Source organism: Streptomyces sp. NPDC056835, from assembly GCF_042789485.1.
In the GTDB taxonomy this organism is placed as follows: Bacteria; Actinomycetota; Actinomycetes; order Streptomycetales; family Streptomycetaceae; genus Streptomyces.
In genome coordinates, this window is record NZ_JBHUBB010000003.1 from 308824 (window position 1) to 330774 (window position 21951).

2 protein-coding genes (1 of these 2 only partly in view) are annotated in these 21951 nt (G+C 74.0%); both read left to right on the plus strand.

The genetic code is table 11. The features are described from left to right. On the plus strand, positions 1-5534 hold the final stretch of the coding sequence (locus ACFRMN_RS05690) for a type I polyketide synthase (RefSeq protein ID WP_383013701.1). It extends 23131 nt beyond the left edge of the window; the window shows 5534 of its 28665 coding nt (coding positions 23132-28665); its start codon lies beyond the left edge, outside the window; the stop codon is at positions 5532-5534. Between the two features lie 22 nt (positions 5535-5556). Beyond that, positions 5557-21903 carry a type I polyketide synthase gene (locus ACFRMN_RS05695; RefSeq protein ID WP_383013704.1) on the plus strand — a complete coding sequence of 5449 codons (16347 nt, stop codon included), beginning with the start codon at positions 5557-5559 and terminating at the stop codon, positions 21901-21903. Positions 21904-21951 lie beyond the last annotated feature (48 nt).

Here is a 21951-nt window from a genome sequence, read left to right on the forward strand (position 1 = left end):
TCTGGGGCGTACGGGGCCAGGCGGACGAGGCCGCGTTCGGCGCGTACCTCGACGCCTTCGCCCGGCAGCGCCGCGCCCGGGGCGCCACCGCGCTCGCCGTCTCCTGGAGCGCCTGGTCGGACGTGGTCGACACCACCATGGCCGCGCATCTGCGGATGAACGGACTGCCCGTACTGGACGCCGACGCGGCCCTCGCCGCGCTCGGCCGGGCCGTCGCCGACGGCGAGGCCGCCGTGACCGTGGCCGATGTGCGCTGGGAGACCTTCGCACCGGCCTTCACCGAAACACGACGCGGCGCCCTGCTGGCCGACCTGCCAGAAGCACGCAAGGCCATCGACACGGCCGAACGCGACCGGGGCGAGGAGCGGTCGGCGGCCGGCGCCTACCGGCAGGAGCTGCTGGAACTGCCCGAGGCGGAGCGCGCCGACGCCCTGCTCACCCTGGTCACCGACAAGGTCGCCGTGGTCCTCGGACACCCGGACACCGCGGTCGTCGAGTCCGATCTGCCCTTCCGCGACCTCGGCTTCGACTCGCTGACCGCCGTCGATCTGCGCAACCAGCTCACGACCACGACCGGCGTCACCCTGCCCGCCACCCTGGTCTTCGACCACCCGACCCCGGCCGAACTCGCCGGTCATCTGCGCGGCCTGCTCCTCGGCGAACTGCCGGACGCCGCTGCCCCCGTGGTCGCCTCGGCCCGGACCGGCGACGACCCCGTCGTCATCGTCGGTATGGCCTGCCGCTACCCCGGCGGTGTCGGCTCGCCCGAGGACCTGTGGCAACTCGTCATGGACGAGACCGACGCCGTAGGGGAGTTCCCCACCGACCGGGGCTGGGACCTCGACACCCTGCTCGGCGGCCCGCCGGAGGGCGGACGCGGACGCAGCACCACCGGAAACGGCGGCTTCCTCTACGACGCCGCCGACTTCGACCCCGCGGTCTTCGGCATCTCGCCGCGCGAGGCCATCGTGATGGACCCGCAGCAACGCGTCGTGCTCGAAGCGGCCTGGGAGGCGCTGGAGCGCGCGGGCATCGACGCGGCGACCCTGCGGGGCAGCACCACCGGCGTCTACGTCGGCGGCGGCAGCGGCGACTACCGGCCGCCGGCCGAGGCGGGCCAGTGGGAGACGGCCCAGTCGGCGAGCCTCCTGTCCGGCCGGCTCGCGTACTCCTTCGGCCTCCAGGGACCCACGGTCTCCGTCGACACCGCCTGCTCCTCGTCGCTGGTCGCGCTGCATCTGGCGGCCCAGGCGCTGCGCTCGGGCGAGTGCTCCCTCGCGCTGGCCGGCGGGGTGACCGTGATGGCCACCCCGGCGGGCTTCGTCGAGTTCAGCGCCCAGGGCGCGCTGTCGCCCGACGGCCGCTGCAAGGCGTTCTCGGAGGAAGCGGACGGCACCGGCTGGTCCGAGGGCGTGGGCATGCTCGTGGTCGAGCGGCTTTCCGACGCCCGGCGCAACGGCCACCACGTCCTGGCGGTCCTGCGCGGCTCCGCCATCAACCAGGACGGCGCCTCCAACGGACTGACCGCGCCCAGCGGACCCGCCCAGCAGCGGGTGATCCGGCAGGCGCTCGCCAACTCCGCCCTGACGGCCGCCGAGGTGGACGCCATCGAGGCCCACGGCACCGGCACCAAGCTCGGAGACCCGATCGAGGCGCAGGCGCTGCTGGCGACCTATGGCCAGGACCGCGACCCGGAGCGCCCGGTGCTGCTCGGCTCGCTGAAGTCCAACATCGGTCACACCCAGGCCGCTTCCGGTGTCGCGGGCGTGATCAAGATGGTGATGGCGATGCGGCACGGCACCCTGCCGAGGTCGCTGTACGCCGAGAACCCGACCTCGCACGTGGACTGGACGGCCGGCGCCGCCCGGCTGCTCACCGAGCCGGTCGCCTGGCCCGAGTCGGGCCGCCCGCGCCGCGCCGGAGTCTCCTCGTTCGGTGCCAGCGGTACGAACGCCCACGTCATCCTGGAGCAGCCGCCCGCCGGGGCAAGCCCGGCGCCCACCGCACCCGAAGCGCCCGTTCGCGAGGCGGAGACGCTGCCGGTCCTGCTCTCCGGCAAGTCCGGGAACGCGCTGCGTGCCCAGGCCCGGGGGCTGCTCGCCCATGTGACGGCGCGGCCCGACGCCCCGCTGACCGACCTGGCGTTCTCGCTCGCGACGACCCGCGCGGTCTTCGAGCACCGGGCCGCCCTGACGGTCACCGGCCGGGACGGTCTGCTCGCGGGACTCGCCGCCCTCGCCGAGGGCGCCACCGCCTCGGACCTGGTCGAGCACCATGTGGAGCGGGCCGGAAAGCGCGCGTTCCTCTTCTCCGGCCAGGGCTCGCAACGGATCGGCATGGGCCGCGAACTGTACGAGGCCTTCCCGGTGTTCGCGGAGGCGCTGGATTCCGTACTGACCGCGCTCGACGCCGAGCTGGGCCGTTCGCTGAGTGAGGTGATGTGGGGCGAGGACGCCGGGGCGCTGAATGACACGGGCTTCACCCAGCCCGCGCTGTTCGCCATCGAGGTGGCGCTCTTCCGCCTGGTGGAGTCCTGGGACCTGAGGCCGGACTTCGTGGCGGGGCATTCGATCGGTGAGATCGCCGCGGCCCATGTGGCGGGGGTGTTCTCGCTGGAGGACGCGGCCCGGCTGGTGGTGGCGCGGGCCCGGCTGATGCAGGCCCTGCCGTCCGGTGGCGCGATGGTCGCCGTACAGGCCACCGAGGAAGAGGTCCTGCCGCTGCTGTCGGAGCGGGTCTCCGTGGCCGCGGTCAACGGCCCGACATCGGTGGTGATCTCCGGTGACGAGAACACGGTCCTGGAGGTCGCGGCCCGGCTGGAGGCCCAGGGCCGCAAGACGAACAGGCTGCGCGTCTCGCACGCCTTCCACTCACCGCTGATGGACCCGATGCTGGACGGGTTCCGCGCCGTCGTCGCCGGGCTGTCGCTCCGGGCGCCCCGTATCCCGGTGGTGTCCAACCTGACCGGCGCCCTGGCGACAGCGGACGAACTGGGCTCGCCCGACCACTGGGTACGGCACGTCCGCGAGGCCGTCCGCTTCGCCGACGGCGTACGAACCATGGCGGAGCGCGGCGTGACCACGTTCCTGGAGCTGGGCCCGGACGGGATCCTGTCCGCGCTGGCCCAGGAGACGGCGCCGCGCGGCGCCGTGGCCGTACCGGTCCTGCGCAAGGGCCGGGGCGAGGAGACCACGCTCGTCACCGCGTTCGCCCGGCTGCATGTCCACGGGGTGAGCCCCCGGTGGACCGCGTTCTTCGCGGGTACCGGAGCCCAGTGGCTGGATCTGCCCACATACGCCTTCCAGCACGGCCGGTTCTGGCCGGACGTCATGCCCGGCGCCACCGCCACCGACGCCGACGCGCGGGAGACGCAGGCCACGGACCGCGCGTTCTGGGACGCCGTGGAACAGGAGGACTTCGCCTCGCTGGAGTCCGCCCTGGACGTCGAGGGCGACGCCCTGTCGAAGGTGCTGCCCGCCCTGCTGGACTGGCGCAGGCAGCGCAACGACGAATCGGTCGTGGAGGGCTGGCGCCACCGGATCGTCTGGAAGGCCCTGGCCGGCGCGTCCGTCGCCCACCGCAAGCCGCTGACGGGCACCTGGCTCGCCGTGGTCCCCGCCGAACTGACCGAGGACGCCTGGGTGTCCGCCGCACTCGACGCGCTCGGCACCAAGGTCGTACGGCTCGCCGCGGGCAGCCCCGGCCGGACCGCACTGGCCGGCGAACTGCGTGCCCTCGCCGGGAGCGCGCACGCCGGGAGCGCCCTCGCCGGGAGCGCGCACGCCGAGGACGGCACACGCTTCGCCGGTGTCGTCTCGCTCCTGGCGCTGCGCGAGACCCTTGCCGGCAGCGTGCCCGAGGGAGCCGCCCTCACCGCCGTACTGCTCCAGGCACTCGGCGACGCCGGGATCGACGCGCCGCTGTGGTGCGCCACCCGGGGCGCCGTGTCCGTGAACCGCGCGGACGGCGCGCACCGCCCGCTCCAGGCCGCCGTATGGGGCCTCGGCCGGGTCGCCGCGCTGGAGTACCCGGAGCGCTGGGGCGGTCTGATCGACCTCCCCGAGACACTGGACGAGCGCGCCGCCGCGGGCTTCGCCGCGGTCCTCGCGGGCCTCGACGGGGAGGACCAGGTGGCGGTACGCACCTCCGCGGTCCTCGCCCGGCGGCTCGTACGGGCGCCCGGCAAGCGGTCCGCCCGCGCCTGGGACCCGGACGGCACCGTCCTGATCACCGGCGGCACCGGCGCCCTCGGCGCCCATGTCGCCCGCAGGCTCGCCAAGGGCGGCGCCAAGCACCTCGTGCTGGTCAGCAGGAGTGGCCCCGAGGCACCGGGCGCCGACGCCCTGCGCGCCGAACTCGACGCCCTCGGCGCGGCCGTCACCATCGCGGCCCGCGATGTCGCCGACCGCGCCCAACTGGCCGCCGTACTGGCCGACATCCCGGCGGAGCACCCGCTCACTGGCGTGGTCCACGCGGCCGGTGTCCTGGACGACGGAGTGCTCGACCGGCTCACCCCGGAGCGGTTCGAGGCGGTCTTCCGCGCGAAGGTCACCTCGGCCCTCCTGCTCGACGAACTGACCCGTGAACGGGACCTCGCGGCGTTCGTGCTCTTCTCCTCCGCCTCCGCGGCCGTGGGCAACCTCGGCCAGGCCAACTACGCGGCGGCCAACGCGGTCCTGGACGCCCTGGCCGAACGGCGCCGGGCACAGGACCTGCCGGCGACCTCCATCGCCTGGGGCGCCTGGGGCGGCGGCGGAATGGCCGGCGGCGCCGGGGCCGACGAGGCCGCCAAGCGCGCCGGAATCGGCTCCATGGACCCGGAGCTGGCCTGCGAGGCGCTGCTCCGGCTGGTCATGGAGCCCGAGCCGACCGCGGTCGTCGCCGAAGTCGCCCTGGACCGGTTCGTCGGGGCCTTCGGCGCGGCCAGGCCGAGCGCCCTGCTCCGCGAATTCCCCGGCTACGGCGAGATGGTGGCCGCGACGGCGGCGGCGCCCAGGAGCGGCGCGGCCGAAGGCGGACTGCGGGACCGGCTCACGGGCCTGCCGGTGAACCGGCGGCTGGAGACGGTCGTGGACCTCGTCCGTACCCGGGCCGCGCAGGTGCTCGGCTACCCGGACACGGACGCCGTCGGCGCCGAACGGTCCTTCCGGGACCTCGGGGTGGACTCGCTCGGAGCCGTCGAGCTGCGCAACCAGCTCAACACGGCCACCGGCCTGAGCCTTTCCGCGACGCTCGTCTTCGACCACCCGACGCCCACGGCCCTCGCCGAGCATGTGCTCGGTGAACTGATTCCCGACGAGACGGACGCGGCCGGGGCGGACGGCGAGGAGGCGGAGATCCGGGCCCTGCTGGCGTCCGTACCGCTCGCGCGGTTGCGGGACATCGGCGTGCTGGAACCGCTGCTCCAACTGGCGGGACGGGGCGAGAGCGCCCCGGCGCAAGACGACGAAGCCGACAACACCGACGAGTCCATCGACTCGATGGCAGTGGCAGACCTGGTGCGGGCCGCGCTCAACGGCCAGTCCGACCTGTAGCGCGAGAGTGATGGAGCAGAGAATGAACGCCCCCACCGAGAAAGCCCCCAACGCCAACGTCGTGGAAGCGCTGCGCGCCGCGATGAAGGAGGCGGAGCGGCTGCGGCGGCAGAACAGAATGTTCGTCGCCGCCGCCAAGGAACCCATCGCCATCGTGGGAATGAGCTGCCGGTTCCCCGGCGAGGCACACTCCCCGGAAGGACTCTGGGACCTCGTCGCCTCCGGCACCGACGCCATCTCCGGATTCCCCGCCGACCGGGGCTGGGACCTGGACGCGCTGCGCGACAGCACCACCGACGAGCGCGACACCTCCGTCAGCCAGCAGGGCGGATTCCTCAGCACCGTCGCCGACTTCGACCCCGGTTTCTTCGGGATCTCGCCCCGCGAGGCCGTCACCATGGACCCCCAGCAGCGGCTGCTGCTTGAGACCACCTGGGAGGCCATCGAGCGGTCGGGTATCGACGCCACCCGGCTGCGCGGAACCCGTACCGGCGCGTTCATCGGCACCAACGGCCAGGACTACGCCTACCTGCTGGTCAGGTCGCTGGACGACGCGACCGGCGACGTCGGCACCGGCATCGCCGCCAGCGCCGTGTCCGGCCGGCTCTCGTACACCCTGGGGCTCGAAGGCCCGGCCATCACCGTCGACACCGCCTGCTCGTCCTCCCTGGTCGCCCTCCACCTCGCCGTGCAGTCGCTGCGCAACGGCGAATGCGGGCTGGCGCTCGCCGGCGGCGTCAACGTGATGTCCACCCCCGGCTCGCTCATCGAGTTCAGCCGGCAGGGCGGGCTCGCCAGGGACGGCCGCTGCAAGGCGTTCTCGGAGTCGGCCGACGGCACCGGCTGGTCCGAGGGCGCGGGCGTCCTGATGCTGGAGCGCCTGTCGGACGCGCAGCGCGAAGGACACCCCGTCCTCGCCGTCATCCGGGGCTCCGCCGTCAACCAGGACGGTGCCTCCAACGGCTTCACCGCGCCCAACGGCCCCTCGCAGCAGCGGGTGATCCGGCAGGCGCTCGCCAACGCCGGCCTCACCCCGGCCGAGGTGGACGTCGTGGAGGCGCACGGCACGGGCACCCCGCTGGGCGACCCCATCGAGGCGCAGAGCCTGCTCGCGAGCTACGGCCAGGACCGGGAGCACCCGCTGCTGCTCGGCTCCGTCAAGTCCAACATCGGGCACACGCAGGCCGCTTCGGGGGTCGCGGGTGTCATCAAGATGGTGATGGCGATGCGGCACGGCCTGGTGCCGAAGACGCTGCACGCGGACGAGCCGTCGTCGCACGTCGACTGGTCGGCGGGCAAGGTCGAACTGCTCACCGAGGCGCGCGCGTGGCCGGACGCGGGCCGTCCGCGCCGTACGGGTGTCTCCTCGTTCGGGGTCAGCGGCACCAACGCGCATGTGATCATCGAGCAGGCGCCGAGCGCCGGGGAGACCCCCGCCCAGAAGGACGGCGCCGCTCCCGCCCGCCGGGCGACCGCGCTGCCATGGGTCATCTCGGGGCGGACCGCCGAGGCGCTGCGCGACCAGGCGACCGCGCTGCTGAGCAGGCTGGACGCCGCGCCCGGTACGCGCGCGCTGGACACCGCGCTGTCCCTCGCGACCTCCAGGGCGAGCCTGGAACACCGCCTCGCCGTCGTCGCGGACGAGGACGGCGGAGCGGGACGCGCGGCGCTGGAGAGCTGGATCGAGAACGGCGCGGCGGCCGGCGCGGTCGAGGGCACGGTCGCGGGACGCACGAAGAGCGCGGTGCTCTTCTCCGGTCAGGGCAGCCAGCGGCTCGGGATGGGCCGCGAACTGTACGAGAGCTTCCCGGTGTTCGCCGAGGCGCTGGACACCGTACTGCCGCTGCTGGACGCGGGGCTCGACCGGCCGCTCCGCGAGGTCATCTGGGGCCAGGACGCCGAGCCGCTGAATGACACCGGGTTCACCCAGCCCGCGCTGTTCGCGGTGGAGGTGGCGCTGTTCCGGCTGGTGGAGTCGTGGGGTGTGGTCCCGGACTTCGTGGCGGGTCATTCGATCGGTGAGATCGCGGCGGCGCATGTGGCGGGGGTGTTCTCGCTGGAGGACGCCTGTGCGCTCGTGCTCGCGCGGGCACGGCTGATGCGGGCGCTGCCCCCGGGCGGCGCGATGGTCGCCGTCCAGGCCACCGAGGACGAGGTGCTGCCGCTGCTGTCCGGCGAGGTGTCCATCGCCGCCGTCAACGGCCCCGCCTCCCTGGTGATCTCCGGCGACGAGGACGCCGTCCTCAAGGCCGCGGCGCGGCTGGGGGAGCAGGGCCGCAAGACGAGCAGGTTGCGGGTCTCGCACGCGTTCCACTCGCCGCTGATGGACCCGATGCTGGACGAGTTCCGCGCCGTCGCGCGGGACCTGGCCTACGCCGAGCCGGTCATCCCCGTCGTATCGAATCTGACGGGCGCTCCGGCGTCGGCCGAGGAGCTGTGCTCGGCCGAGTACTGGGTACGGCATGTCCGCGAGGCCGTCCGCTTCGGCGACGGCGTACGCACCCTCGGCGAGCAGGGCGTGACCACCTTCCTGGAGCTGGGCCCGGACGGCGTGCTGTCGGCCATGGCCCAGGAGTCCCTACCGGCCGGCGCCGTGACCGTACCGGTGCTCCGCAAGGACCGCCCCGAGGAGACCTCGGCCGTCACCGCGCTCGCCCAACTGCATGTCCACGGCGTGCGCGTGGACTGGCCCGCGTTCTTCGCGGGCACCGGCGCCCGGCTGGTGGATCTGCCGACGTACGCGTTCCAGCACGAGCGGTTCTGGCCGAAGACGACCTTCCGGCCGGCCGACGCGACCGGGCTCGGGCTGGCGTCCGCCGACCACCCGCTGCTCGGCGCCGCCATGTCCGTGGCGGGCTCCGACGAACTCCTGCTGACCGGCACACTCTCGCTGGCCACCCATCCGTGGCTGGCCGACCATGTCGTCAGCGGGATGGTCTTCTTCCCCGGCACCGGATTCCTCGAACTGGCGATCAGGGCCGCCGACCAGGCGGGCTGCGACCGCGTCGAGGAACTGATGCTCGCCGCCCCGCTCATCCTGCCCCGCACCGGCGCCGTCCAGGTACAGATCTCCGTCGGCGGCGCCGACGACGAGGGCCGCCGCGAGCTGCGCTTCTACACCCGCCCCGCCGACGCGCCCGACGACGAGTGGACCCTGCACGCCTCCGGCCGGATCGGCGGCGGTGAGCGGATCCTCGGCTTCGACGGGTCCGTATGGCCGCCCAAGGGCGCGACCGTGGTGGACATCGAGGGGCTGTACGACCGCTACGCGAGCAACGGACTCGACTACGGCCCGGTCTTCCGCGGTCTGCGCGCGGTCTGGCGCCGGGGCGAGGAGATCTTCGCCGAGGTCGCCCTCGACCGCGGTGTCAGCGACGCCAACGACTTCGGCGTGCACCCGGCGCTGCTCGACTCCGTGCTGCACAGCACCGTGTTCGCCAGCGCGGACGGCGACGACCGCAGCCTGCTGCCGTTCGCCTGGAACGGGGTCTCCCTGCACGCCTCCGGGGCGTCGGCCCTGCGCGTGCGGATCACCAGCAACGGCCAGGACTCCGTCCAGCTGGCCGCCGTCGACGTCCAGGGCGAACCCGTCATCTCCGTCGACTCGCTGCTCCTGCGGGCGGCGGGCCCCCAGGCGGCCGACAGCGGACGCCGGGACGAACTGAACTCGCTCTTCCGCGTCGACTGGGTGCCCGGCACCCCGGAGAAGGCCTCCGAGAACCCCGAATGGGTGGTGCTCGGTACGGACGGACTGGGCCTGAGCGCCGCCCTCGCCTCGACCGGCGCCGCCAAGCTCGGCGCCCCGGCGCGCACCCTCGCCGAACTGACCGCCCGTGACGCGGCGGCGGTGCCGGGCATCGTGGTCGTACCGCTGTGCGGCGACAGCGCGCGCGGCCCCGAATCCGCACACGAACTCGCCCACTACGCACTGGCGTTGGTCCAGGAGTGGCTGGCCGAGGAGCGCTTCGCGGACTCCCGGCTGGTGTTCGTCACCCGGGGGGCGGTCGAGGACGGCTCCACGGATGTCACCGATGTCGCCGCCGCCCCCGTATGGGGCCTGGTGCGCTCGGCGCAGGCCGAGAACCCCGGCCGGTTCCTGCTGGTGGACGCCGACGACACCGCCGGCTCGGCGGCCGTACTCCCCGCGCTGCCGGGGCTGGTGGCCGCTGACGAGCCCCAGGCCGTGATCCGCGCGGGCGCGCTGCGCGTCGGCCGCCTCACCCGGCTGGAGTCGGGTACGGGACTGGTGCCGCCGGCCGGTGTGCCGTGGCGGCTGGGCAGCCGAGCCAAGGGCAGCCTCGACGGGCTGACCCTGGCGCCGTTCCCCGATGTCCTGGAACCGCTGACCGGCCGCGACGTACGAATCGAGGTCCGCGCGGCCGGAGTGAACTTCCGCGATGTCCTCAACGCCCTGGGCATGTACCCGGGCGACGCGGGACTGTTCGGCTCCGAAGCGGCCGGAGTCGTGGTCGGGACCGGGCCCGAGGCGACCGATCTGCGGGTGGGCGACCGGGTCATGGGCATGCTCTTCGGCGGCTTCGGCACCCATGTGGTGGGCCACGAGCGCATGATGACCCGCGTACCGGACACCTGGTCGTGGGAGACGGCGGCCTCGATGCCGCTCGTCTTCCTGACCGCCTACCACGCGCTGGTGGAGCTGGGCGGGCTGCGGCGCGGCGAGAAGGTGCTGATCCATGCCGGTGCGGGTGGTGTGGGTATGGCGGCGATCCAGGTGGCGAACCATCTGGGCGCCGAAGTCTTCGCGACGGCGAGCGAGGGCAAGTGGGATGTCCTGCGCTCGCTCGGCGTCGCCGACGATCACATCGCCTCGTCCCGTACGACCGACTTCGAGGCGGCGTTCGCGCGGGTGAGTGAGGGGGGCGTCGATGTCGTACTGAACTCGCTGGCCGGTGAGTTCGTGGACGCGTCGCTGCGCCTGGTCGGTCCCGGCGGCCGGTTCCTGGAGATGGGCAAGACCGATATCCGGGAAGCCGCCGATCTGCCCGACGGTGTGGACTACCAGGCCTTCGACCTCGGCTGGGTCGGCCCCGAGGGCATCCAGCGGATGCTGGTCGAGCTGGGCGAGCTGTTCGAGCGCGGCGTACTGGAGCCGCTGCCGGTGCGGTCGTGGGACGTACGGCGGGCGCGCGACGCGTTCCGCTTCATGAGCATGGCCAAGCACATCGGGAAGATCGTGCTCACCATGCCGCCCGTATGGAACCCCGAGGGTACGGTCCTGATCACCGGTGGCACGGGCGGTCTGGGCGGTGTGCTGGCCCGCCACCTGGTGGCCGAGCGCGGCGTACGGCACCTCGTGCTCACCAGCCGGCGCGGCGCGCGGGCCCCCGGAGCCGCCGAGCTGGCCGCGGACCTGCGGACCCGGGGCGCGGAGGTGTCGGTCGCCGCCTGCGACGCGGCGGACCGGGAAGCGCTGGCCGAACTGCTGGCGTCCGTACCCGCCGAGCACCCGCTGACGGCCGTGGTGCACACGGCGGGCGTGCTGGACGACGGCATCGTCGGCTCGCTCACCCCCGAACGCCTGGCCGGTGTACTGCGTCCCAAGGTCGACGCGGCGTGGCATCTGCATGAGCTGACCCGCGATCTCGATCTGGCCGCGTTCGTGGTGTATTCATCCACCGCCGGGGTCATGGGAAGCCCCGGACAGGCCAACTACGCGGGAGGCAACACCTTCCTCGACGCGCTGGCCGCGCACCGCCGCGCCCAGGGGCTGCCCGCGCTCTCGCTGGCCTGGGGCGCCTGGGAGCAGGGCGTGGGCATGACCGGCACGCTGGAGGACCATGACGTACGCCGGGTCAGCGGCGGCTCCGGAATGCCGCTGCTCTCGGTGGACCAGGGCCTGGCGCTGTTCGACGCCGCCACCGCGAGCGACGAGGCGCTGATCGTTCCGCTCTCCATCGGCGGTGGCGCGATCCCCTCGGCGGCCGGCGTTCCGGCCCTCCTGCGCGGACTCGTACGGACCGGCCGCCGCTCCGCGAAGAGCGGAGCCGCCGGAGTGTCCCGCGCGGGACTCGTCGAGCGGCTGGCCGCGCTGCGCGAGAACGAGCGGCCCCGGCTGCTGACCGACCTCGTACGCGCCGAGGCGGCGGTGGTGCTCGCGCACTCCTCGCCCGAGGCCATCGCCGTGGAACGGGAGTTCAGGCAGCTCGGCTTCGACTCGCTGACCGCAGTCGAACTGCGCAACCGCCTCGCGGCCGCCACCGGACTGACGCTGCCCGCCACCCTCATCTTCGACTACCCGACACCGGCCAGGCTCGCCGCGTATCTCCTCGACGAGCTGGTCGGCGAGGACGATGTCGCGGCCGTCACCGCGCGTGAATCGCGCGACAGCTCCGACACCACCGACGACCCGATCGCGATCGTCGGTATGAGCTGCCGCTTCCCCGGCGGCGTGGAGTCCCCCGAAGGGCTCTGGGAGCTGGTGCTCTCCGGCGGCGACGCCATCTCCGGCTTCCCCGACGACCGCGGCTGGGAGGCAGACGCGTCCATCGGCGCGGTCGAGGGACAGGGCGGATTCCTGCGGGACGTCGCCGACTTCGACGCCGGATTCTTCGGTATCTCGCCGCGCGAGGCCCTTGCCATGGACCCGCAGCAGCGCGTCCTGCTCGAAGTCTCCTGGGAGGCGGCGGAACGCGCGGGCATCGACCCGGCCACCCTGCGCGGCAGCCGCACCGGCGTCTTCGTCGGCGTCAGCGGCCAGGACTACGCCGGCCTCGTCATGCGCTCGAAGGACGACATGGCGGGCCACGCCACCACCGGCCTCGCGGTCAGCGTCGTCTCCGGCCGGCTGGCCTACGCGCTGGGCCTTGAGGGCCCGGCGATGTCCGTCGACACGGCCTGCTCGTCGTCCCTCGTCTCCCTGCACCTCGCCGCACAGGCGCTGCGCGGCGGTGAGTGCTCCCTCGCCCTCGCGGGCGGCGTGACGGTGATGACCACCTCCGCGAACTTCGCCGGCTTCTCCCGGATGGGCGGACTGGCCGGCGACGGCCGGTGCAAGGCGTTCTCCGACTCCGCCGACGGCACCGGCTGGTCCGAGGGCGCGGCCGTGCTGGTCCTGGAGCGGCTGTCGGACGCGCGGCGCAACGGACACAAGGTCCTGGCGGTCGTACGGGGCAGTGCCGTCAACCAGGACGGCGCCTCGAACGGTCTGACGGCCCCCAACGGGCCCGCGCAGCAGCGGGTGATCCGGCAGGCGCTCGCCAACGCCGGGCTCTCCCCGGCCGAGGTGGACGCGGTGGAGGCACACGGTACCGGCACCCCGCTCGGTGACCCGATCGAGGCACAGGCGCTGCTCGCCACCTACGGCCAGGACCGCGACCAGGACCTGCCGCTGCTGCTGGGCTCCGTGAAGTCCAACATCGGTCACACCCAGGCCGCGGCGGGCGCCGCCGGTCTGGTGAAGATGGTGATGGCGCTGCGGCACGGGACGCTCCCGAAGACGCTGCATCTGACCGAGCCGTCAAGCCATGTCGACTGGTCGGCGGGGGCCGTGGAACTGCTCGCCGACACCACCGTGTGGCCACAGACCGGACGCGTCCGCCGGGCGGGCGTCTCGTCCTTCGGGATCAGCGGTACGAACGCGCATGTGGTGCTGGAGCAGGCCGACCCGGAGCGGGACACCGCTGACAGTGCGCCGGTCACGCCCGAGGTCCCCCCGCGCGCCGTGCCGTGGCTCGTCTCGGCCAAGAGCGACGCGGCGCTGGACGGACAGATCGACCGGCTCAGGGCCTTCGCGCGGGAGCACCCCGAGCGCCCCGCCGTGGATGTCGGCCACTCGCTGGCGACGGGCCGTTCGGTCTTCGAACACCGCGCGGTGCTGCTGGCGACCGACGAGGGCGTCCTGGACGTCGCCCGGGGCCTGGCCGCCGAGAGCTCATCGGCGGTGCTGTTCTCCGGTCAGGGCAGTCAGCGGTTGGGGATGGGCCGTGAGTTGTACGGCCGGTTCCCCGTCTTCGCCGAGGCACTGGACTCCCTGCTGGCCGCGCTGGATGCCGAGTTGGGGTGTTCGCTGCGTGAGGTGTTGTGGGGTGAGGACGCCGAGTTGCTGAATGACACGGGGTTCACTCAGCCGGCGTTGTTCGCGGTGGAGGTGGCGTTGTTCCGGTTGGTGGAGTCGTGGGGTGTGGTTCCGGACTTTGTTGCGGGTCATTCGATCGGTGAGATCGCGGCGGCGCATGTGGCGGGGGTGTTCTCGCTGGAGGATGCCTGTGCGCTCGTGGTCGCGCGGGCTCGGTTGATGGGTGCGCTGCCGGCCGGTGGTGCGATGGTCGCCGTCCAGGCCGCCGAGGGTGAGGTGCTGCCGCTGTTGTCGGGTGAGGTGTCGATCGCGGCGGTCAACGGCCCGTCGTCCGTGGTGATTTCGGGCGCGGAGGGCGCCGTGCTGGAGGTCGCGGCCCAATTGGGTGCGCGGGGGCGCAGGACGAGCAGGCTGCGGGTCTCGCACGCGTTCCACTCGCCGCTGATGGACCCGATGCTGGACGAGTTCCGTGCGGTGGCCGAGGGCCTGACGTACGCCGAACCGACTCTTCCCGTCGTGTCCAATCTGACCGGTGGACTGGCGTCGGTGGAGGAGCTGTGCTCGGCCGAGTACTGGGTACGGCATGTCCGCGAGGCCGTCCGCTTCGCCGACGGGGTGCGCGCGCTCGCCGACCGGGGTGTCGGTACGTTCCTGGAGCTGGGCCCGGACGGAGTGCTCTCCGCGATGGCACGCGAGTCCGTGCCCGCCACCGCCGTGGTCGTCCCGGCGCTGCGCAAGGACCGCGACGAGGAAACCGCGCTGGTCACCGCGCTGGCCCGACTGCATGTCGCGGGCGCCACCGTCGACTGGACCGGGGTCTTCGCGGGCACCGGCGCCCGACAGGTCGATCTGCCCACCTACGCCTTCCAGCGCGAACGGTTCTGGCCCGAGGTGGTCGCCGCCGCGCCCGCCGACGGTACGGACCCGGTCGACGCGGAGTTCTGGGCCGCCGTGGAGCGCGAGGACCTGGAGTCCCTTGCGGCGGGACTGGACGTGGACGGCGATTCGCTCGGAGCCGTACTGCCCGCGCTGTCGTCGTGGCGTACCCGCCAAAAGACCCGTTCCGCCATGGACGCGTGGCGCTACCGGCAGAGCTGGAAGCCGCTGACCGTCAGCGGCTCCGCGGCCACGCTGTCCGGGACCTGGCTGGTACTCGCGCCCGCGCCCGGGATCGCCGACGCGTGGGTGACCTCGCTGATCGACGGGCTCGGTCCGGGCGCCGTACGGGTCGGCATCGACGCTTCCGGCATCGGCGCGGTCGACGGTACCGGCCTGGCCGCCCGGCTGACCGAGGCCGCCTCGGACGCCCCGGCCGAGATCACCGGGGTGGTGTCGCTGCTCGCCCTGGACGAGTCGGCCGGTCCCGCCGGTGTGCCCGCGGGGCTGATCGCCACCGCCGCGCTCACCCGCGCGCTCGGCGACGCGGGCATCACGGCCCCCCTCTGGGCCGTCACGCGCGGCGCCGTCTCACCCGTCCACTCCGAGCCGGCCATCAGTCCGGCGCAGGCCGCCGTCTGGGGCCTCGGCAGGGTCGCGGCGCTCGAACACCCCCGCCAGTGGGGCGGGTTGGCCGATCTGCCCGAGGAACTGGACGAGCGGTCCGTACGGCGCTTCCTCGCCGTCCTGGCCGGCCGGGACGGCGAGGACCAGGTGGCGGTCCGCGCCTCGGGCGTGTTCGGCCGCAGGATGACGCCCGCGCCCAGCACGGAGCGCCCCGGGGCCGCCGAGGAACGGTGGCAGCCGTCCGGCACCGTGCTCATCACCGGCGGTACGGGCGCGCTCGGCGCCCAGGTCGCACGCCGGCTGGCGAGCGAGGGCGTCCGGCATCTCGTACTGCTGAGCCGCCGGGGCCCGAAGGCGCCCGGCGCCGAGGAGCTGCGGGCGGAACTGACCGCCCTCGGCACGCGGGTCACCCTCACCGCCTGCGACGCCGCCGACAGGGACCAGCTGACACGGGTCCTCGCCGCCGTCCCCGAGGACACCCCGCTGACGGGTGTGGTGCATACGGCGGGGGTCCTGGACGACGGGGTGCTGGCAGGGCTGACGGCCGAGCGGTTCGAGACGGTGTTCCGCGCGAAGGTCGCCTCCGCGCTGCTGCTCGACGAACTGACGCGGGACCTCGATCTGTCGGTGTTCGCGCTGTTCTCCTCGGTGGCGGGCGCCGTGGGCAACCCCGGCCAGGCCAACTACGCCGCCGCCAACACCGTCCTCGACGCGCTGGCCGAGCGGCGCCGGTCGCTCGGTCTGCCGGCGACCTCGATCGCCTGGGGCGCGTGGGGCAGCGGTGGCATGGCCGGCCAGTCCGCCCACGCGCAGGGACCGAGCGCGCTCGACCCCGCCCTCGCGGTCTCCGCGCTGCTCCGCGTCGTGGTGGAGCCCCAGCCGACCGTGGTCCTCGCCGACCTCCAGCAGCCGCGGTCGCTGAGCGCGCTGCTGAGTCTGCGCCCCAGCCCGCTGCTCGCCGATCTGCCCGGGGCGCGCGAGGCGCTGACGGCCGTACGGGAAGCGCGCCGCGAGAGCGAATCCGCCGCGTCCGGGCTGCGCGAGCGGCTGCGCGGAGCGACCGGGGCCGACCGGACCGCCGTACTGCTCACCGTCGTCCGCACCCAGGCGGCGGCCGTGCTCGGCCACACCGGAGCGGACGCGATCAGGGGCGACAAGGCCTTCCGCGACCTCGGCTTCGACTCGCTGACCGCAGTCGAACTGAGCAACCGGCTCGCGGAGATGACCGGTCTGGCCCTCCCCGCGAGCCTGGTCTTCGACTATCCGAACCCGAACGCGCTCGCCGGCCATCTCCGCACCGAACTGCTCGGCGAGGAGACCGGGGAACGGACCGGTCCCGACGTCCCGGGCACGGCCACCACCGGGGTCACCGACGACCCGGTCGTCATCGTCTCCATGGCCTGCCGCTTCCCCGGCGGCGTGCGCTCGCCCGAGGATCTGTGGCAGCTGCTCACCGAAGGCCGCGACGGCATCGCGGAGTTCCCCACGGACCGTGGCTGGAACCTCGATGTCCTCGCGGGCGACGGCCAGGGCCGCAGCGCCACGCGCGAGGGCGGCTTCCTCTACGAGGCCGCCGACTTCGACCCGGGCTTCTTCGACATCTCGCCGCGTGAGGCCCTTGCCATGGACCCGCAGCAGCGGCTGCTGCTGGAGACCGCGTGGGAGGCGTTCGAGCGCACCGGGACCGATCCGGCCTCGCTGCGCGGCAGCCGGACCGGGGTGTTCGTCGGTACCAACGGCCAGGACTACGCCAATCTGATCCTCCGGGCGAACGAGGACGTGGAGGGCCACGCCGGCACCGGACTGGCCGCCAGCGTCATCTCCGGCAGGCTCTCCTACGCCTTCGGCTTCGAGGGCCCCGCCGTCACCGTGGACACCGCCTGCTCCTCCTCCCTGGTCGCGCTGCACTGGGCCGCCCAGGCTCTGCGCGCGGGAGAGTGCTCCATGGCACTGGTCGGCGGGGTCACCGTCATGTCGACCTCGACCAGCTTCGCCGGGTTCACCCGCCAGGGCGGTCTGGCCCCGGACGGGCGCTGCAAGGCGTTCTCCGACTCGGCCGACGGCACCGGCTGGTCCGAGGGCGTCGGCGTGGTGGTCGTCGAGCGGTTGTCGGATGCCCGGCGCCATGGCCACGAGGTGCTGGCCGTGCTGCGCGGGTCCGCCGTCAACCAGGACGGCGCGTCGAACGGACTGACCGCCCCCAACGGCCCCTCCCAGCAGCGGGTCATCCGCCAGGCCCTCGCCGCCGGCGGTCTCACGCCCTCGGACGTGGACGCGGTCGAGGCCCATGGCACCGGCACCACCCTGGGCGACCCCATCGAGGCGGGGGCCCTCCTCGCGACGTACGGACGTGACCGCGATCCCGAGCGGCCTCTGCTGCTGGGCTCCGTGAAGTCCAACCTCGGCCACACCCAGGCCGCCGCGGGCGTCGCGGGTGTGCTGAAGATGGTCCTGGCGCTCCGGCACGGCAGGTTGCCCCGGACACTGCATGTCAGCGAGCCCTCGACCCGGGTCAACTGGGCCTCGGGCGCCGTGCGGCTGCTCACCGAGCAGCGGGAATGGCCGGAGACCGGGCACGCCCGCCGGGCCGGTGTGTCGTCCTTCGGGATCAGCGGCACCAACGCGCATGTGGTCCTGGAACAGGCACCGCCGGCCGAGCCGGTGGCGCCGGCCCCGGCCCCCGAGGTGACGCCGGCCGCCGTGCCTTGGCCCGTCTCGGCCAAGAGCGAAGCCGCGCTGGACGCACAGCTGGACCGGCTGCGCTCCTTCGTGGCGGACCGCCCCGGGCTCTCCCCGCTCGACCTCGGTCTCTCACTGGCCGAGAGCCGGTCGGCCTTCGAGCACCGGGCGGTGCTCATCGCCCCGGGCGGCGGCGCGGACGCGTCCGCGCCGCAGGTCGCCAGGGGAGTGGCCGTGGAGCGGCCGACGGCCGTCCTCTTCTCGGGCCAGGGCAGCCAGCGGCCGGGAATGGGCCGCGAGCTCTACGAGCGCTTCCCGGTATTCGCCGACGCGCTCGACTCCGTACTCGCCCAGCTGGACGGGGAGTTGCCCCGTCCGCTGCGCGAGGTGATCTGGGGCGACGACGCGGGGACGCTGAACCGCACCGCGTACACCCAGCCGGCGCTGTTCGCCATCGAGGTGGCGCTGTTTAGGCTGGTGGAGTCGTGGGGCGTGACCCCGGACTTCGTGGCGGGTCACTCGATCGGCGAGATCGCCGCCGCCCATGTGGCCGGAGTGTTCTCACTGCCGGACGCGGCCAGGCTGGTCGCGGCCCGCGCCCGGCTGATGGAGGCGCTGCCCGAGGGCGGGGCCATGGTCGCCGTGGAGGCCACCGAGGACGAGGTACGGCCGCTGCTCACCGCCGGGGTGGCGATCGCCGCCGTCAACGGCCCCATGGCGGTGGTGATCTCCGGCGCCGAGGACCAGGTCCTGAAGGTCGCGGAACGCCTGGCCGCCGGGGGACGAAGGACGACCGGGCTCCCGGTGAGCCACGCGTTCCACTCGCCCCTGATGGACCCGATGCTGGCCGGATTCCGGGCGGTCGCCGAGAAGATCGCCTTCGAGGCGCCCCGTATCCCGGTCGTCTCGAACCTGACCGGCGAGCCGGCCACGGCCGGCGAACTGTGCTCCGCCGACTACTGGGTACGGCACGTTCGCGAGGCGGTCCGCTTCGCCGACGGGGTGAGGACCCTCGTCGGCCAGGGGGTCGGCACCTTCCTGGAGCTGGGCCCGGACGGTGTGCTCTCCGCCCTGGTCCGCGCGTCCGTACCGGACGACGCCATGGTCGTGCCCGTCCTGCGCAAGGACAGGCCCGAGGAACTGACCGCCGTCACCGCGCTCGCCCGGCTGCACGCGCACGGTGTCACCACCGACTGGGCCGGGATCTTCGCAGGCACGGGCGCGCGGCGGGTGGAGCTGCCGACGTACGCCTTCCAGCGCGAGCGCTACTGGCCCTCGGTGTCCCCGGCCGCCGTCGGCGACCCCTCCGGTCTTGGACTGGTGGCCGCAGGACATCCGCTGCTGGGCGCGGCGATGACGGTGGCCGGCTCCGACGATGTGGTGCTGACGGGCCGGCTGTCGCTCCCGGCGCACCCCTGGCTGGCCGCGCACCGGAACTCCGACGGGCCCGTGCCGCTGCCCGCGGCGGCCTTCGCCGAGCTGGCCGTACGCGCCGGTGACGAGGTGGGCTGCGCACTGGTCGACGAACTGACCGTGGAGAACGGGCTGTTCGTGCCCGAGCAGGGCGCGGTACGGGTCCAGGTGCGGGTGGGCGCCGCCGACGGGACCGGCCGCCGCACCCTGGACATGCACGCCCGCCCCGAGGCCGGGGCGGATCTGCCATGGACCCGGCATGTCACCGGAGTACTGGCCTCCGTCGACGCGGCGGCGACACCGGACGCGGAGTTCGACACCTCCGTCTGGCCGCCCGCGGGCGCCCGGGCCGTGGACCTCGAACAGGACGACGCCGGCCCGCGCGCCGCCTGGCGGCGCGACGGCGTGGTGTTCGCGGAGATCGCACTGGACGAGGAGACCGGCGGGGACAGCGCGTTCACGATCCACCCGACGCTGCTGGACACCGCCGTCCGCGCGGCGGGACTGCTGGACACCGACGCCACGGCCGGAGACGTCGAAGCGTTCGCCTGGCAGGGACTGACCCTGCACGCGGGCGCCGCCACGGCGCTGCGGGTACGGGTGACCGCCGCCGGCCGGGACACCGTGTCGCTGGCGGCCGTCGACGCGGACGGCGCGCCGGTGATCTCCGTACGCTCGCTCGCCCTGCGCCCGGCCGCCGTCGCGGCTCCCGTCGCGGCGGGAGCCACCGGAGAGCGGACCTCGCTGTTCGGGGTCGGCTGGGAGGCGGCGCCCGCCCCGGCGGTCTCCGCGTCCCCGGCGGCCCCGCGCTGGGCGGTCGTCGGCGCGGACCCGGCGGGCCTGGCGACCGCGCTGGACGCGTCGGCCCCGGCGGGCGCGGTGCCCGCCGTACGATCCGGGTCGCTCGCCGAACTCCTGGACGGCGAAGGGCCGTTGCCGGACGTCGTGCTGGCCCCGGTCATCGGCGACCCGTCCGGCACCGGGAACGTACCGGCGGCCGTGCGGACCACGACGGCCACCGCCCTGGACCTGCTGCACGGCTGGTCCGCCGATCCGCGGACTGCCGGATCGCGACTGGTGTTCGTCACCCGGCGCGCGGTCGCCGTCGGCGCCGAGGAGGTACGGGACCTGGCCGCCGCCCCCGTATGGGGCCTGGTCCGCACCGCCCAGTCGGAGGAGCCGGGCAGCTTCCTGCTGCTCGACACCGACGACCGCGACGGCATCGACGACCGTGACGGCATCGACGCCCTCGGCGCCGCGCTCACCGCCCTGCCCGGGCTGCTGGACGCCGGTGAGACCCAGGCGGCGCTGCGCGACGGCGCCCTACGGGTCGCCCGGCTCGCCCGGCTGCCCGAGAGCGGTGTCACCCCGCCCCCGGACCAGGTCCGGACCTGGGACCGCGACGGTACGGTGCTGATCACCGGTGGCACCGGCGGCCTCGGCAGCGCGCTCGCCAGGCATCTGGTGACCGCGCACGGCATGAAGCATCTGCTGCTGGCCGGGCGGCGCGGCCCCGACGCGCCCGGCGCCGAGGAGCTGCGGGCCGAACTGACCGCCCACGGCGCCGAGGTGACCGTCGCCGCCTGCGACGTCGCGGACCGTACGGCGCTCGACGCGCTGCTGGCCGCCGTACCGGCCGAACACCCGCTGACCGCCGTGGTGCACACCGCCGGTGTGCTCGGCGATGCCACGATCGGCTCGCTCACCCCCGCGCTGCTCGACCGGATACTGCGTCCGAAGGCGGACGCCGCCTGGGAGTTGCACGAGGCGACCCGCGAACTCGCCCCCGAACTGGCCGCGTTCGTCCTGTACTCGTCGGTCGCGGGCCTCACCGGAGGACCGGGACAGGCCAACTACGCCGCCGCCAACACGTTCCTGGACGCGCTGGCCGCGCATCGCGCCGCCCTCGGCCTGCCCGCGGTATCGCTCGCCTGGGGCCCCTGGACCTCGGACACCGGTATGACGGGCACGCTGAGCGACACCGATCTGCGCCGGATGGCCCGCTCGGATCTCGCCCCGCTCTCGGTGGACCAGGGCCTCGCGCTGTTCGACGCGGCGAGCGCCCGCGACGAGGTACTGGTCGTGCCCGCACGGATCGCCGTCGGCGCGGGCCCGGAGACCGCGCCCGAGGTGGCCGAGGTCCCCGCGCTCCTGCGCGGACTGCTGCGCACCAAGCGCCGCACGGCCGCCACCCGGAGCCGTGCCACCGGCCTGGCCCGGCGCCTGGAAGGACTGAACGCTCGGGAGCGGGAAACCGCCCTGGTGGAGCTGGTACGGACCGAGACCGCCGCCGTACTGGGACACCCCACCCCGGACGCCGTCCCGGCCGACCGGGACTTCAGCCGGCTGGGCTTCGACTCGCTGATGGCGGTGGAGCTGCGCACCAGGCTGACGGCTGCCACGGGCGTACGGCTCTCCGCCACCCTCGTGTTCGACCACCCCACGCCGCTCGCCGTCGCCGGGCATCTGACGCCGGCGCTGTTCGGCGCGGACACCTCCGGCACGGACGGCTCGCCGCTCGCGGTGCTCGACCAGCTGGAGGCCGCGCTCACCGACGGCGAACTCGACGAGGTCACCAGGACCGGGGTCGCCGGACGGTTGCGCCGGCTCCTCGCGCGGTGGGACGGAGCCGCCCCGGAGACCGGCGCGGCCGTGGTCACCGAACGGATCGAGGCCGCGAGCGCCGACGAGATCCTCGCCTTCATCGACAACGAGCTCGGCAGGTCAACGGATTCCTGACAGGGGCCCACTCCCTTCGCACGCGATACATCTGAGGAAGGTTCACGG